We start from the raw sequence: 14,669 nt of genomic DNA on the forward strand, positions 1-14,669 counted from the left end.
GAGGAACTCGGCTGGAAGGAAAAGCATCGGACGAACGGTGAAGGACTGCCACCAGGATACGAGCACAGACTCGGCTAAGCCGCCTCGCTTCGCCTGAAGCGAGGCTGGCGAACAGCGACAGCTGTCTTCGGAGACCGGTCTGAGCGACGTCCACAGCGGAAACCAACCAGATATGTGACTCTTTCTCGACTCTCCGTGGCGTCAGAAGTGTACTTCGTCTCGTATCGGCGTCCTCACCGTGTCAGACCGGCTCTTGCTGCCACCGCCATCAAGAGAGTGGACAACTAGCGACTTTACACTCGGCCGCTGGCTGTTCGTGGCGCTCGCGGTCGTCGGACTCGCGTTCGCCGCTCCCGTGGTCAGCGCACACGGCAACGAAACGACTGCAGACGACACATCCCCGTACGACGGGATCGCCGACGACTGGGCGGCCCGGATGGGGGCGCACATGACTGACCACATGGGCCCCGGTAGCGTCGAGTGGATGGAGTCGCACACGGGTGTGACCGACGACGAGATGGCCCAGGACATGGCCGACGACGACTACTACGGCGGGGTGTACGGGCAGGGTCACTGCTGACGACCCTGACCGTTTCGACCGCTTCGATAGAAGACTGCGACTCACTAACACACGACAATGACGCGACTCACCACTTACATGGGACGCGCTGCTCGTCGACTCGCGATACTCGCCGACGACGGGTCAGTCAACGACACAGCACGAGTACTGTGTATAGCTGGACTGAGTACTATCTAACGTGTCATTAATATACCAAACCGCGCAGTTCAGCAAGACGATTAACCGACAGTCACAGTATGTCGAGAGTATGAACGGTGGAACTTCACGTAGAGTGTATCTCGATCTCCGTTCGCGCTCCGAACTACGATTCAGCGACGTCTACGACTTCGTAACTGACATTCTGTTCGCGAAGGTTCTCTGCGTGCGAGGGGAGAACGTCCGTCGTGGCGAGAAGCAGGACATCGAGGCCCTTCGTGGCTGCTTCTTGGACGGCGGAGACAGTGCCGAACCGAATGTCTGGATCGAGATCCACGGCATCGGAAGCAGCTAACGCCTCTGTCCCGGCCGCTGCCACCAGATCGTGAGTGTTGGTGAGTTCGACGAGTCTATCCGGATCGACTGCCGAACTTCCGCCGTTTTGGACCTGTGGAACCGAGACGATTGTCACCATTCCCATGTCGTACTCCACGACACCATCAAAGCTGGTGACGCCGACATCTTGACCGACACACGCATCCGTGACTGCAACTGCGGTTGCGTTCCCCGTCGCACCTGACATCGCACGCAGGACACCGTCTCGCATCGTAAGCGAAACCGGCTCACCTTCACTGATGTCCGTCGTTGCAATGGCAGTCTCGATGTCGACCTGTCCGATAACGTTCTGGGAAACGTGTCGGACGAACTCGCGTAGCTCGTCGGTTTGCGAGATGAGCCAGTCGACACCTTCTTTGGTGACTTCGTACCGGCCTCGGCCGTGTTTGGTAACGTAGCCCTGTTCGACCAAATCTCGAAGATAGTCGCTGACGGCCTGTGCGGTGACCCCAATGGCGTCGGCGATCTCTTGCTGACTCACCGCGGGCTGTCGCTCCGCAATCTGTACCAAGATCTGATACCGGGTTGCGTTCCGTTTGCTCTGCAGAACGCTGGTATCGTCGCCCGATTCTACGTTCTTGGGCATACCAGTTCTCTGTACCGCCCGTTCAAGTAGCTTTGCGTCATCTCTAACTGGGTTGTTCTCAGACCTGATACGTCGCTACTTACGAAACTAAGGTTTCTCTAATACAACCAAAATTGTTTTACGGCCCAGTAGAGTTGTATACGGTGATGTCGCGAGTATCGCTCCCACACGACGCGAAGGCCGGTCCGACGAAGCCAGAGGTCAGGGCCGTCCTTCTCAGCAAACTCGATCTCGAACCGACCGATCACTTCGCAGAAGTCGGCTCGTGTACCGGGGCCGTTACTATCCAGGCGGCGCGCCGGGCCGGTCGGGTCACTGCACTCGAACGGAAGTCAGCACGACTATCAGTCACAGAGAAGAACCTCGCTGCCAACGACGTTTCCGCAACCGTCGAACTCCGTGAGGCGGAAGCACCCGATGGGCTCCCGACCGACGTGGATGCCTTGTTCCTCGGTGGCAGTCGAAACTACGAGGCGGTGCTCGATCACGTGGTCGACACTGGTATCGACCGGGTCGTGATGAACGTCTCCCGCCTCGAAGTCGCTGGCGCCGCAATCGAGGCGTTCCGCGAACGGAACCTCCTCGACGAAGTGGTCCAGTTCCAGGTGAGTCACGGCTACGACCTCGCCGGTGCGACGAGTTTTAACTCGGACAACCCGGTGTACATGCTGACCGGCGGTACGACCGACGTCGCAGCTGACGGAGGAGATAGCCGATGACTCTCTACGGCGTCGGCCTCGGACCCGGTGATGCAGACCTCGTGACTGTCCGCGGTAAACACGTTCTCGAAACAGCCGACGTGGTGTACACGCCCGGCCGCCTTTCGCGGTCAGTTGCGACCGAACACGTACCGGAATCGCGCATCGGCGATCTCTCGTTCCCGATGACACGCGACGAAGACGAACTTCGTCGTGCCTGGAAGGAGGCAGCCGAAGAAATCGCACCCAGGGCCCAGACGGGGACAGCTGCCTTCGTCACACTCGGTGACCCGAACGTCTACTCGACGTTCGGCCATCTGCGACGGACACTCTCGGCGTTCCACCCCGACGTCGACGTCGAGACAGTTCCCGGAGTGAGTGCCGTCACGGCGTTCACCACTGCACTCGGTATCGAAGTGGCCGCAGGGTCGAGTCTCACGCTTCACGAGGCTGCTCGCGGTGCTGCCCCTACGGATGCCGACCGGATGGTTCTGTTCAAGGTCACCGACGTTCCGACAACTCACGACCAACTCGTCGCCGCCGACTACGACGTCGTCTACGGTCGACGACTGTACATGGAGCAGGGCGAGACCGTCGTCACAGACGACCCCGAGGAGTTGACCGACCGAGACTACTACACTCTCGCTTACGCCGAGAAACGCGATCTCGACGTGACCCCGGCGACGGCAACGTTCGACAGCATGGAGTCAGAGGGCACATCGGATCGTACCGGGCCCGGGGCAGGAACTGACGACTCGAGCGAGTCTGCCGATGTGACTGACGGGACTCACGCTCAGCCTCATCAGCCAAGCGAGACCGAACGACAGGAACGAGCCGAGAGCGCTTCCTGTGGCGACGAGATTCCAGGGGAGGCAACTCTCAGATGACGGATCCACAAGAGGCCATCGACGCGGAGGCTGCGGTCCGGACGACGAAGCGCGACTCGCGAATCGAGGAGCGGACGGCCGGCGAGAGACAGGACGGCATCCCGTTCATTGGCGCCGGCCCGGGTGACCCGGGACTGCTCACGGTTACGGGGAAGCAACTGGTCGAAGCAGCAGATCTCGTGGTACACGCCGGGTCGCTCGTCAACAGTGAACTGCTCGAAGAGTACTGTGCGGACGCCGAGCAGGTGTCGAGCATCGGTAAGGACTTGGAAGAGCTGATTCCACTGATGCGGGACGCCTACGAGAACGGCCGCACGGTCGTCCGCCTTCACAGCGGTGACCCAGCGATTTACGGCGCCGCCTTAGAGCAGATGGATGCACTCGAACACGAAGGTGTCCCGACGTATCTCGTACCGGGGGTCACCTCGGCGTTCGCTGCCAGTGCGACGCTCCGGACGCAGCTCACCTTGAACGGCGTCTCGAATCACGTTGCCTTCACTCGACCACAGGGGAAGACGCTCGAACCCGAAGACGACCACATCGGAGAGTTCGTCGAGATGGGAGACGTGACGACGTGTGTCTACCTCGGGACCCACGCAGTCGCCGACACGATGGACCGACTGCTGGCGGACGGACACGACCCGGACACTCCGGTGACGGTCGTTTACCACGCCTCGTGGCCGGACGAGGACATCGTCGAGGGAACCGTCGCGACCATCGGTGAGAGACTCGAAGCCGCGGGCTATCGCGCCTCCGCACTGGTCATCATCGGTGCTGCCGCTCAGAAGACGGGGTACGAGCGTTCCTACCTCTACGGTGATTGGGCGAACCGTGGCACGAACGAGAGCGAAGCGGACGACTGATTCATGAGTACTGACACGAACGAGACTGACTCGGACGAATCGACTGGCCACTGTTCGACCCCCGACTCCGACGGGGAGGTGGCCGAAGAGATCGCGATCATCAGCTTCGAGCGAAAGCTCGAGACGGCGCGGGAGATCAGAGCAGGAATCGGCGACGAGTACGACTGCATCGACATCATCGAGTACCACGGAGAGGTGTTCGAAGATCACTGGGGAGAGTACGACTGTTTCGTCGGGCTGATGGCCTCGGGCATCGCGATGCGAAAGACTGCGCCGCTGCTCGACGACAAGTGGGACGACCCGGCTATCGTGGTCGTCGACGAAGCGCTGACGTGGGCCATCCCCATCACGGGCGGTCACCACGGTGCCAACCAGGTCGCCTACGACCTCTCGCAGTTGGGTGCTGTCCCTGCGATGACCACCGCGAGTGAGGCGGCAGGCAAACAGGGTGTCGAGAGCAAAGCGAAGGCTCTGGATACGCACGTCGTCAACGGTGACTCCACAGTTGCGACGAATCTCGCTGTTTTGAACGAGGAGCTCGGTCCAGTCGCCCGTCTCGACGGCCCTCGTGCGGTCCTCGTCGGCGACGACGTCACCGTTCTCGAGCGCAACGCCGACGACGGCGTGGTCCTCGGGACGGGTACCGTCTCGGGGGTGAAGAAAGCACGAGTACTCGACGCCTGGGAGGCCGCTCTGGGTGAGCTGGGACTTGGGTTCTCGGACGTGGACTTCGTCGCCACCGGCACCCGGAAGGAGGGTGAAGAAGGACTATACGAGGCCGCACAGGAGATCGGTGCTGGAGTCGTCCTCTTCGAGAAGGAGACGCTGGAGGAGTTTGAGGGGCCGTCACCGTCGCGGTCGAAGGAGCTGATCGGCTGGCCGGGAATCGCCGAAGCGTCGGCCATCGCCGGCGGTCGCGAACACGAACTCGCTCGGGAGAAAGAGCGGTTCGACGACGCCGTGACCGTGGCGGTGGGGCGATAACATGGGTACGATCGATCCTCCCGTCGACGACCGCGAGATGGGAACGCTCTACGTCGTCGGTATCGGCCCTGGGCTGCCGCACGCGATGACACAGCGAGCCAAGGATGTCGTCGCCACAGCCGACTGCGTCGTCGCGTCGAACCTCTACCAGGAGTTCCTCCGACGCGACGGAACGCTCCCGCCCGAGAGCGCAAAAGTAGAAACCGCACCCGACGGAGGGACGACGGCGGGAGACGAACAGGGTACCGTCCTCGAGCGACCCGGCGGCACCCGGCAGACCCTCGTTCGGTCGACGATGGGGCAACAGGTCGAACTGGCCCGCGAGGCGTTCCAGCGCGTCCGGGCGGGCGAAGACGTCGCCCACGTCTCGGGGGGCGATCCGAACGTCTACGGTAAGAGCGATCTGCTGTTCACGATGGCCGAGGCCGACGAGGCGTACGATATCCCTATCGAGGTCGTCCCTGGCGTGACGGCGGCACTCGGTGGGGCGGCGAATCTCGGGGCACCGCTGTCGAACGACTTCTGCACCGTCTCCCTCTCCGACAAGTGGCGCGGATGGGACGAGATCGAAGAGAAACTGCGCGCCGCAGCCATCAGCGGGTTCGTCATCGTTCTCTACAACTGCTGGCGGGACTACCAGCGGGCCATCGACGTGGTTCGTGAGGAGCGAGCAGACGACGTCCCGGTCGGCATCTTCAACGACGCCGGTCGCAGCGATGCCGGCCGAAATCTGGAGGACGAGACACACACCATCACGACCCTCGGTGAGGCGAACGACCACGACGACGAAGTCGGCGGGATGGGAACCTCCATCCTCATCGGCAACCACGAGACGACGGTCTGGGAGAACGACTACGCCGAACATCTCGTCACCCCGCGCGGCGGGCGTGACGTCGACGATTTCTAACAATGAGCACTGACGACACTACCGAGACGAGTACAGACACCGAAACCAGCTGTGGCGCAAACGGCGCCGAGAACGCGACTGACACCGAACCGGATTCGAACTGCGGGGCTTCCACTTCGTCGTCCCGGTCTGGATGCGGCAGTTCGAAGAAATCGACGACTGATGAGAAGGTCGAGTCGACTGTCGACGATTTCGACGCCGACCCCGGACGACTCGTCGCAGTGGGGTTGGGTCCCGGTCAACCGGACGGAATGACACAACGGGCTCGCGGGGCGCTGCTGGAGGCAGAGCACATCGTCGGCTACACTACGTACGTCGAACTCCTGCCGGAGGAAGTCACGAAGTCGGCCGACGAACTGTACGACACGCCGATGTGTGGCGAAGTCTCCCGCACAGAAGAGGCGATCGACCGCGCGCTCGCAGGAAACGACGTCGCGATCATCGGAAGTGGTGACCCGAACGTCTACGCACTGGCCGGACTCGCGCTGGAGATACTCGAGTCGAAAGGTGCGACCGCGAGCATGGTCGACTTCGAGGTGGTCCCGGGGGTGCCGGCGGCCCAGTCCTGTGGCGCACGACTGGGTGCACCGTTGGTGAACGATACCGTCAGCATTTCGCTGTCGGATCATCTGACGCCGATGCCGACCATCGAGTCGCGACTCCACGCAGCGGCGAAGGAGGGCTTTACCATCGCCATCTACAACCCCTGGAGCCGGAAGCGTCGGGAGAACTTCCAGAAGTGCTGTGAGATTCTCATGGAACACCGCGAGTCGGAGACGCCAGTAGGAATCGTCCACGGCGCGGGTCGCGACGATGAACAGGTCGACATCGTCGAACTCCAAGAGTTAGCTGACCTCGGCGAGACTGAGCTCGTCGATATGACGACGACCATCCTCGTCGGAAACGAGGAGACGTACGTCTGGGACGACCGGATGGTGACACCGCGAGGATACGAGTCCAAGTATGACTACTGACTATCAGATCCGACTCGACCGTGACGCCTGCGAGGGCGTCTTCGCCTGTCTCGTACGAGACGACCGCTTCGCCGAGGCGTCGGACGGTCTGGCGACGATAGGTGGCAGACAAGGAGGCAGCGACGAGGACGACGAGCTAGTCGTCACCTTTACCGACGACCGAGTGGCGGAGGCCAGACAGGCCGCTCGTGCCTGTCCCGTCGACGCAATCGACGTGGTGACGGAGGCAGCCGATGAGTGACACGAACCCTGAGTCCACGACGCGAGAACCAGTCGACGACCTGCTTGCAGCGACGGCGCGAACGGCGTACTTCTGGGGGCGCGTGGTCGGCGACGGTGAGCTGACTCGGGACTGCGTGACCGTGCGGACGGAAGACGAGACGTCTGCCGACGCACTCGCAGCGATTGCCGGTGCCAGCCGGACGTCCCACGACCACCAGATGACTGCACGTGAGTCAGCGCACGACGCCTCGATCGTCCGGTTCGAAGACGAATACGAGCTACAGGTGTTCGGCGCGTCGGCTGACCGCGCCAGCGCCGCGCTTGGGCTCCCGATCGACGGGCAACGAGGAGGGTACCGGTTCGACACGTTCTCGGCCTACCGTCCACAGCTCGTTCGGGGGTTGCTCGAAGCCTGCGGCACTGTCTGTTTCCGAGAGTCATCGGGGTCGGTCGGGGTGTCGTTCGTCCACGACGACGAGGCCCTGCTTCGGACCGTTCAGTCACTCCTCGACGCCGCCGAACCCGACGCTCCCACCGATGCACTCTCAGAAACGTCTTCGGGAGGGCACTGGTTCGGACTGGCCGAGGATGCGGACACCGCGTCGTTTGCACGGTGGGTCTACGCTGGGAGTGACAACTCGAAACTGTACTCGGCGGAGCGACGACAGAAACTCCGACGGAGCGTCGAACGAGCAACCGGCAGCGAGGTGGGAGAACTCTCCCGATGACCGCCAACGCGAAAGCCAGCCCGGCTGCACTCGACGACGAAGCCGTACTACTGGTCGGACACGGCTCCCGTCGTGAGAAGTCCAACGAACAGGTTCGCACGCTCGCAGCGGACCTCGAAGGTCGACTGGGTATCCCGGTCGACGCAGGGTTCCTCGAACTCGCCGAACCGGCGATAGCCGACGCAATCGCCGGTCTCGCGTCGACCGTGTCGCGGGTTACTGTCGTCCAACTGTCGCTGTTCGCAGCGAGCCACGTCAAAAACGACGTCCCCCTGGCGGTCCAGCGAGCCCGGAGTGACCACTCTGAACTCACGATTCACACCGGTTCACATCTCGGCGCCCATCCCGCACTCGTCGACCTGCTCGACGACCGGGCGGCAGCAGTCGAAGCGGAACTGGGCGTCGACCGCGAGGTGGACGACGTCGGGGTCGTTCTCTGTGCTCGCGGCTCCAGCGACCCGGACGCCAACAGCGACGCGCACAAACTCGCCCGATTGCTGTACGAAGGGCGCTCCTTCGACCGAGTCGACACTTCGTTCATCGGTATCACCGAACCGCGGCTCGAGGAAACGCTGCACGCGATGGCCAAACATCGTCCGGACGCTGTCGTCGTCCTGCCGTACATGCTCGGTGACGGCGTGCTCACCGGACGAATTCGGGACGGTGCCGCCGAGTTCGACGAGGCGTACCCGTACGTCGATGCGGCGGCCGGCGACCCCCTCGGAACTGACACGCGGCTGTTAGACGTGCTCGGGGATCGCTGGCAGGAAGCGCGGACGGAGAGCGTGAACATGTCGTGTGACACCTGCAAGTACAAGGTCGAACTCGACGGCTACGAGGAAGACGTCGGCGGTGCGCGGGCGATGCTGCGAGCGCTGACACACCAGGAGTCCCACGCCGACCGCGACGACGTGGACGAGGACCCTCACATGCACGACGCGCCCGAGAAACACGTCGCCGTCTGTACGAACCAGACCTGTGCCGCCGACGGCTCACCGGCCGTGCTCGAACGGCTACGACAGGAGGCACGCGACTCCGACGCCTGCGACGTGCGAATCACGCGTTCGTCGTGTCTCGGGCGCTGTGGTGACGGGCCGATGGTCGCCGTCTACCCCGACGGCGTTTGGTACGGTGGTGTCGACCGGACCGACGCGGAACGAATCGTTTCGTCCCACCTCGATCGGGACCGCATCGTCTCGGATATCGTCGATCAAACACTGTAATCAGAACAATGAGCTGCTACGAAATCGAAGCCCTACGACTCGGACTGATGAACGTTCTCGGAACCGAGGACCGAAGCGCGCGTGAACACGCAGAGAAGGAACTCGACGGTCACCTCGACGGTCCCATCGAAGCCCTTGCACACGCAGAGACGTTGTCGGACGTCCGGCGGCACCTCGATGCGGCGCTCGTCGACCTCGAAGAGGAGATCGCCGCGACCGATGCAGACGATCCGGAGTACGACTACATGCGTGGACGACTCGTCGCTGTCCGTGATGCCGAGCGTGCCGTCCATCGACTGACCGACCAGGGCGAGAGCGTGCTCGGTGGACTGGCGGAGGCACACGACGTCCTTCACGAGACGTTCCCCGTCGATGAATGACGCGCTGGCGCGGCGAACGGTCGAACTCGGGGAGGTGACGCCAGCCCGATCCCGGCATGCCGGTCGACGGTCGGCCGTCACGTTCGTCGACGAGCTCGTGGTTACGGGGAGGGCCACCGGAGACGTCCTCGCTCACGACCGCACGACGCTCGGCGAACGCTGGAGTTCCGGAACGGAGACGGAGGAGACTGCCATCGTCTCGGCCGAGCAGTTCGGCGACGGCGTCGTGGTCGGCGAGCGCGGTCCCGAAGGGTCTCTCCGGTGCTACGACGCCGAGACCGGTTCACTCCGCTGGCAGTACGCTACGGCGACGGACGTCGGCACACACCAGAAGCCGTCTCGGTTCTTCTTCCCGTTCGTTGTCGACATCGTGTCCGACGGTGACCGGTTGTACGTTGCCTCCCGCCGCTACGAGCGTGACGGTGAGCGTCGCTCGTTCACCAGTGTCGTCTACGCTTTCGACGAGGCAGGCGACGTCGTCTGGACGTACGAAACTGACGCCTCTCCGATCAGCGTCGACGCCGACGGCCATCGCCTCGGAGTCGCGTACAACCGCTGTCCCGGCACTCACCAGCGTGGTCTCGTCGTCCTCGACGCGAGAACGGGCGCAGTGCAGTACGAGTGGGACCCCGGTACCGACGGTCAGCGACGCGTTGGTGACGTCTCGCTGGTCGACGACGGAGTCGTGGTAGCCAGCCACGGTGACTACTGCGGCTACCGCCTCCGAGACGGCGGTGTCGAGCAGTGGTGTGTCGACATAGCAACGCCCACGACGGTCGACGGCGAAACGCTGTACGCCTATCCGAACCACGTGCACGCGACGACCGACGGTGTGGTCTTCCTCACGGGGAACACGTACTCGACGGACGGTCGTGAGACTGCGTCGCTGCATCCAGGCGAACACACTGCCTTCGGTTACTCTCCGGACGGTGAGCGGCTCTGGACGGCATCCGTCGGTGGTTTCACGAACGAGCTCGGCGTCGACGGAGACCGCGTGGCTGTTCCCGGAGCGCAGCACTTTCGGACTCGCGATGCGGAGGTCCACGGTCTCCGCACGTTCACGACAGACACCGGTCCCCAGGATGGGTTCGAAACCGACGGCATCGTCACGGCGGTCGCACTCGACGGCGAAACGTTCGTCGCCGTGGAGGAACCCGTCGTCTACCACGACGAAGCGACGGAGCGTGGCAGCTATCGACTGCTGCTCGGGACGGTAGGCTCGTAAGACTCGACGAATCAGGACTCGACACTACACGTCGAACAGAACCGTGGAACTTCGTAGTCGTCACCCGGCGACGGCTGGTCGTGATCGGCTCGTGCTGGTTCGGAATCGCGAGCGAACTCGAACTGGCGACGCCGGTCGAACTCGTATCGCGTCTCGGAGAGCGCATCGTTCCGGTCCCGACTTGGGAAGTCCAGTCGCGGACATCCGTCGCGTGAGCCACGATTCGCGAGGCTGAGAGGCCGTCACGTACGTCCGTAGCCGCCTCGGCCACAGTTACGGGACCGAGAAAAGTGTGCGGAAGGCGTAGCTCAGGGATCGGTGGTATTCTCGCCGTCGTCGACGAGACTGTCGTTCTCCTCGAGACCCAACTGCGAGCCATCGACACCGAATTCGCCTTCGAGTAGTTCCGGAACTTCGTCCGGGAGCACGTCCGAATACCACCGATTGCGTGGCTGAATTACGATCGCCGTTCCCTCGGCGCTACACAGTCCGAGACAGCTCGTCTCTACGACGTGGACGCGCGACCAGAAGACGCCCCGTTCGCGCAGCCACGACTTCACCGCCTCGTAAACGTCTCGACCGTGTGCCTCCGCACAGCAGGCATACTCCGAGTCCCGGTCGTTCGTACAGACCAGTACGTGGTCGGAGAAGCCGTTCTCTTGGACGTCTTTAGTACGGTGTTTCATCAGTCTGCGGTGACAGTCGGATCAGAGCGTGCTCTCGCCGCCTCGGCGGCCTGCTCGTCCATCGAGCGTCGACGGAGTTGGGCGTGGCTCCACGCGAGGCAGAGCCAGAGCAACGCCTGTCCGAATACGACCATCCCCACTAGTCCGGTCGCCAGTTCGGAAGGGAGTGGGCTCTCCACGGAGTTACTCGGCGAGAGAACGGCCGGGATCGCGAGCAGACCGAAGGGAAGCGTCGCGAAGACGGCGGCTGTAAGCCGTCCGCGCACGTCCCAAAGTCGACCGTATACGAATCCCGCCAGCAGGCAGACGAGCGCACCGGCGACCATCATCCCTCCGTAGAGGACGAGACGGGTATCAGTGGGGAGCGCTTGCTCGGCCCCCGGTGGCCGTGGCGGGAGCACGAGCCACGGCGACCCGGAAACGGTGATGAAGCCGGCAGCGGCCAAGAGATAGCTCTTCGTCTCACCGACTCCCGGAATCGCGGGTTCGAGGAAGTAGTAGGCGATTCCGAAGATCACCCCGCCCAGGAGTACGCCCCAGAGAACACCGGAGACGACGCTCACTCCTTTCGTAACTGCCGTCGAGACGGCGCTATCGTGGTGTCCACCACTCTCCTCGTGATGCGCACTAGTCTCCTCGTGGTGTTCATCGACAGCGTGGTCACTGTGCCCGAGTTCGTCGGCAAAGACGACGAGCGGATTAGCGACGAGTGCCGTGAGCAAGCCGAAAACCACCCCGGCAATCACGCCTGCCTTCACTCCCTGTTTTAGATACGTAGTGAGCATAGTCAGTGGCAGGTAATCCCCGCCGCGTGCCGGAAGTTATGCAGCGAATCGTGCACCATCGGGTCCTGAACGAACAGCAGCGCGAACCCGACTGCGGTGACGAGCGCAAGTCCGACGGCTACCTGCGTCGGGGTTAGTTCCGTTCGAGCCTGTTCGATTCGATCGTAAACGGTGTTGTTGGCAGTCGCCATCCTAAACCACACTTGCAAAATAACAAGTTAGGTTGTAAACCTACCGAATGACCGAAACCTAGGTTTCTCGAGCAGTGTCGACGGCTGCGTCGATTCGTCCTGCAGAGAGTGCAGAGAGCGGGATGCGCTCACCGCCCGTCTCGTCGGCTATCACTCCTGTCAATCCAGTTCTGTCGTCGGAACTGGCGTCGACGACGACCACGTGTGTGTCGAACTCGGTCAGTCGTCTCGCGGCCTCGCGCGTCTCACGCACCGGGCTCTCGTCTGCGACGTTTGCCCGACCGTCGGTGACCAGTACGACGACGCTGGCAGCCGGTTCGGCTCGGTCGAGAACGTCGCTGGCGGTTCGAAGTCCGGCAGGGAGCGGCGTCCGGTCGCCGGTCGGCAGGTCCTTCAGGTGGCGAGCGGCGAGGGTAACGCTGTTCGTCGGTGGGAGGAGAACGTCCGCCTCGTCGCCGGCGAACGCAACGAACGCGACTTCGTCCCGCTGCTGGTAGGCGTCTTTCAGGAGTTCGAGCAGGGTTCCCTTCGCTGCACGCATCGCGGGCAACATCGACGCACTCGCATCGACGACGAAAACCACCAGTGCGGAGGCGTCGCTCTGACGGACGGATTGACGTAGGTCGCGTGACTCGACGGACGAAGCCCCTCGAGTGGTTGCGGCTCGCACCGAGGCCGCGGCGTCGATGCGCCGAGTCGAGTCTGTACGCTGACTTCGCACCCGAGACCCCTCGTTGTCGACGTGGGGTCGTGTCCGTGATCGAGTTCCACTACCGGCTTTTCCCTCTTTGATCGCCTCCGATGCAGATAGGTCAGGGGCCAGCGCCTCTCCGACGTCGGCACGGGACTGTCCCGGGACGAGCGGCGTTCCCTCTCTCTGCGTATCGCCTTGCTGACTGTCGCTTCGTTCCGTCTCCTGTGCGCTCTCTACGGCTTGTGCCTCTGCACCGTCGTTCGTCGCACCTCCGCTCGGTGGTGTCGACGAAGCCTCGCTCTCGGCATCGTCGCTTTCACTGGTCTGAGACGACTCAGCCGACGTCGAGTCAGGCCCGTCTGTCCCGTCGATATCGTCGGAGCCGTCTGTCCGGTCGAACTCCTCTCCACGGTCGGACTGGTCACCCTCGTGTCGCTCCTCCTCTCGCTTCTGGTGCTCGTCAGTGTCCCCGTCATCGAAGTGATCGTCGATGAGTTCGCTGGGGTCGGGATCGTCTTCGAAGGGACGCGACTGAAGCCGATGGGGGAGCGCGAGTTCCACCGCTCGCTGAACGTCGGGCTCGATGACTTTCGAACGCTCGTCGAGGGCAGCGAACGTCATGGCGGCGCGCGCTGTGGCGATATCACCGCGATGACCGTCGGCCCCCGAGTTCCGACAGAGCTCGGCAATCTCTCGGGCGAACTGCGTCGAAAGTTCGACCTCGGGGAGCCGTTTGCGGGCCTCCCGTAGCTGGCTTCGGACGTCTTCAGTCTCTCTGGGTCCGTTGTTTGCTCTCTCGGTCACGTCGCTACCCGTCCGTCCGATGGCCTGATCGATGATACTGACCCGTTGCTCGATATCGTCACAGGCCGTGACCGTCGCCTGGAGCGCGAAGCGGTCACGCAACTGCGGTCGGAGATCTCCCTCTTCGGGGTTCATCGTCCCCACGAGCGTGAACTGAGCCGGATGGACGACGCTCACGCCATCACGTTCGACTCTGTTGACCCCGCTCGCCGCCGCGTCCAGTAACACGTCCACGAGATGATCGTCGAGGAGGTTCACCTCGTCGACGTAGAGGATACCGCGGTTCGCGCGGGCGAGTAGCCCAGGGTCGAACTCGTAGTCTCCGGCCAGGGCATCCGCCACAGAGAGCGTCCCGACGACCCGTTCGCGGGTCGCTCCCAGCGGGAGCGTCACGAGCGGGACCGACCGCTCGGTCGTCTGTGGGTTAGTCCGCTCACGACAGTGTTCGCATTGGTGTGCGGTTGCATTCGGCGGACAACCGTAGGGACAGTTCGCGATGACGCTCTGTCTCGGAAGTAACTCCGTGAGCGCTCGCACCGCCGTGGACTTCGCTGTTCCTTTCTCCCCCTGTATGAGAAGTCCGTCCAGATCGGTGTTCGACGCGACAGCTAGTAAAGCTCTTTTGAGTTCCTCTTGACCCACGATCTCCGAGAAGGAGGGTCTCTTCTCCCGAACGTGCGAAGCTTTTTTGCCTCTGCCGAAATCAACCATACTTGTATTA

17 protein-coding genes and 1 pseudogene are annotated in these 14,669 nt (G+C 62.9%); 12 read left to right on the forward strand and 6 right to left on the reverse strand.

Annotated features, from left to right (window positions below; translation table 11 throughout):
* The first annotated feature begins 238 nt into the window (after nt 1-238).
* Nucleotides 239-580 (forward strand): hypothetical protein, encoded by a 342-nt coding sequence (locus BSG17_RS20595; RefSeq protein ID WP_244531645.1) that lies wholly within the window; start codon nt 239-241, stop codon nt 578-580.
* Nucleotides 581-881: 301 nt separating this feature from the next.
* Here BSG17_RS20595 and BSG17_RS20600 read toward each other — a convergent pair whose 3' ends face one another.
* A complete protein-coding gene (locus BSG17_RS20600; RefSeq protein WP_089827282.1) occupies nt 882-1,697 on the reverse strand; it encodes a DUF7839 domain-containing protein in 816 nt (271 codons plus the stop codon).
* Nucleotides 1,698-1,843: 146 nt separating this feature from the next.
* Here BSG17_RS20600 and cbiT point away from each other — a divergent pair, with 146 nt between their 5' ends.
* Genes cbiT through BSG17_RS20655 form a run of 11 tightly spaced genes read left to right on the forward strand, consistent with a single transcriptional unit; the run spans nt 1,844 to nt 10,788 of the window.
* A complete protein-coding gene (gene cbiT / locus BSG17_RS20605; protein ID WP_089827283.1) occupies nt 1,844-2,416 on the forward strand; it encodes a precorrin-6Y C5,15-methyltransferase (decarboxylating) subunit CbiT in 573 nt (190 codons plus the stop codon).
* The gene (locus BSG17_RS20610) at nt 2,413-3,282 is read left to right on the forward strand and encodes a cobalt-factor II C(20)-methyltransferase (RefSeq protein WP_089827284.1); all 870 of its coding nucleotides are present in this window, start codon (nt 2,413-2,415) and stop codon (nt 3,280-3,282) included. The genes cbiT and BSG17_RS20610 overlap by 4 nt, the downstream gene beginning before the upstream one ends.
* Complete coding sequence (locus tag BSG17_RS20615; RefSeq protein WP_089827285.1) at nt 3,279-4,145, forward strand: cobalt-precorrin-4/precorrin-4 C(11)-methyltransferase; 867 nt, start codon at nt 3,279-3,281, stop codon at nt 4,143-4,145. The genes BSG17_RS20610 and BSG17_RS20615 overlap by 4 nt, the downstream gene beginning before the upstream one ends.
* A gap of 3 nt (nt 4,146-4,148) precedes the next feature.
* On the forward strand, nt 4,149-5,129 hold the full coding sequence (gene cbiG, locus BSG17_RS20620; RefSeq protein ID WP_089827286.1) for a cobalt-precorrin 5A hydrolase: 981 nt from the start codon (nt 4,149-4,151) through the stop codon (nt 5,127-5,129).
* A 1-nt stretch (nt 5,130) separates the two neighbouring features.
* Nucleotides 5,131-6,036 carry a precorrin-3B C(17)-methyltransferase gene (locus BSG17_RS20625; RefSeq protein ID WP_089827287.1) on the forward strand — a complete coding sequence of 302 codons (906 nt, stop codon included), beginning with the start codon at nt 5,131-5,133 and terminating at the stop codon, nt 6,034-6,036.
* Between the two features lie 2 nt (nt 6,037-6,038).
* A complete protein-coding gene (gene cobJ, locus BSG17_RS20630) occupies nt 6,039-7,010 on the forward strand; it encodes a precorrin-3B C(17)-methyltransferase (protein WP_089827288.1) in 972 nt (323 codons plus the stop codon).
* The gene (locus BSG17_RS20635; protein ID WP_089827289.1) at nt 7,000-7,251 is read left to right on the forward strand and encodes a ferredoxin; all 252 of its coding nucleotides are present in this window, start codon (nt 7,000-7,002) and stop codon (nt 7,249-7,251) included. Before cobJ ends, BSG17_RS20635 begins: the two co-directional genes overlap by 11 nt.
* A complete protein-coding gene (locus tag BSG17_RS20640) occupies nt 7,244-7,960 on the forward strand; it encodes a cobalamin biosynthesis protein (protein ID WP_089827290.1) in 717 nt (238 codons plus the stop codon). The genes BSG17_RS20635 and BSG17_RS20640 overlap by 8 nt, the downstream gene beginning before the upstream one ends.
* Nucleotides 7,957-9,183: a CbiX/SirB N-terminal domain-containing protein gene (locus BSG17_RS20645; protein ID WP_089827291.1), complete on the forward strand. Its 1,227-nt coding sequence runs from the start codon at nt 7,957-7,959 to the stop codon at nt 9,181-9,183. The genes BSG17_RS20640 and BSG17_RS20645 overlap by 4 nt, the downstream gene beginning before the upstream one ends.
* An 8-nt stretch (nt 9,184-9,191) precedes the next feature.
* Nucleotides 9,192-9,563, forward strand: a complete 372-nt coding sequence (locus tag BSG17_RS20650) for a DUF3209 family protein (protein ID WP_089827292.1) — start codon at nt 9,192-9,194, stop codon at nt 9,561-9,563.
* The gene (locus tag BSG17_RS20655) at nt 9,556-10,788 is read left to right on the forward strand and encodes an outer membrane protein assembly factor BamB family protein (RefSeq protein ID WP_089827293.1); all 1,233 of its coding nucleotides are present in this window, start codon (nt 9,556-9,558) and stop codon (nt 10,786-10,788) included. Before BSG17_RS20650 ends, BSG17_RS20655 begins: the two co-directional genes overlap by 8 nt.
* A gap of 17 nt (nt 10,789-10,805) precedes the next feature.
* On the opposite strand, the pseudogene BSG17_RS28000 reads toward BSG17_RS20655, so the two are convergent.
* The 5 genes and pseudogenes from BSG17_RS28000 to BSG17_RS20675 form a co-directional block, all read right to left on the reverse strand.
* A pseudogene (locus BSG17_RS28000) lies at nt 10,806-11,041 on the reverse strand (phosphomethylpyrimidine synthase ThiC); the annotation flags it as partial.
* Between the two features lie 55 nt (nt 11,042-11,096).
* The gene (locus tag BSG17_RS20660; RefSeq protein WP_089827294.1) at nt 11,097-11,474 is read right to left on the reverse strand and encodes a (2Fe-2S) ferredoxin domain-containing protein; all 378 of its coding nucleotides are present in this window, start codon (nt 11,472-11,474) and stop codon (nt 11,097-11,099) included.
* On the reverse strand, nt 11,474-12,259 hold the full coding sequence (locus tag BSG17_RS20665) for a CbtA family protein (RefSeq protein ID WP_089827295.1): 786 nt from the start codon (nt 12,257-12,259) through the stop codon (nt 11,474-11,476). The genes BSG17_RS20660 and BSG17_RS20665 overlap by 1 nt, the downstream gene beginning before the upstream one ends.
* A gap of 2 nt (nt 12,260-12,261) precedes the next feature.
* Entirely contained in the window at nt 12,262-12,450 is a 189-nt protein-coding gene (locus tag BSG17_RS20670; protein WP_089827296.1) for a CbtB domain-containing protein, read from the reverse strand.
* 58 nt (nt 12,451-12,508) lie between these two features.
* Complete coding sequence (locus tag BSG17_RS20675) at nt 12,509-14,659, reverse strand: ATP-binding protein (RefSeq protein ID WP_089827297.1); 2,151 nt, start codon at nt 14,657-14,659, stop codon at nt 12,509-12,511.
* Nucleotides 14,660-14,669: the final 10 nt, after the last annotated feature.

It is taken from the genome of Halogranum amylolyticum (assembly GCF_900110465.1).
Taxonomy (GTDB): Archaea; Halobacteriota; Halobacteria; order Halobacteriales; family Haloferacaceae; genus Halogranum; species Halogranum amylolyticum.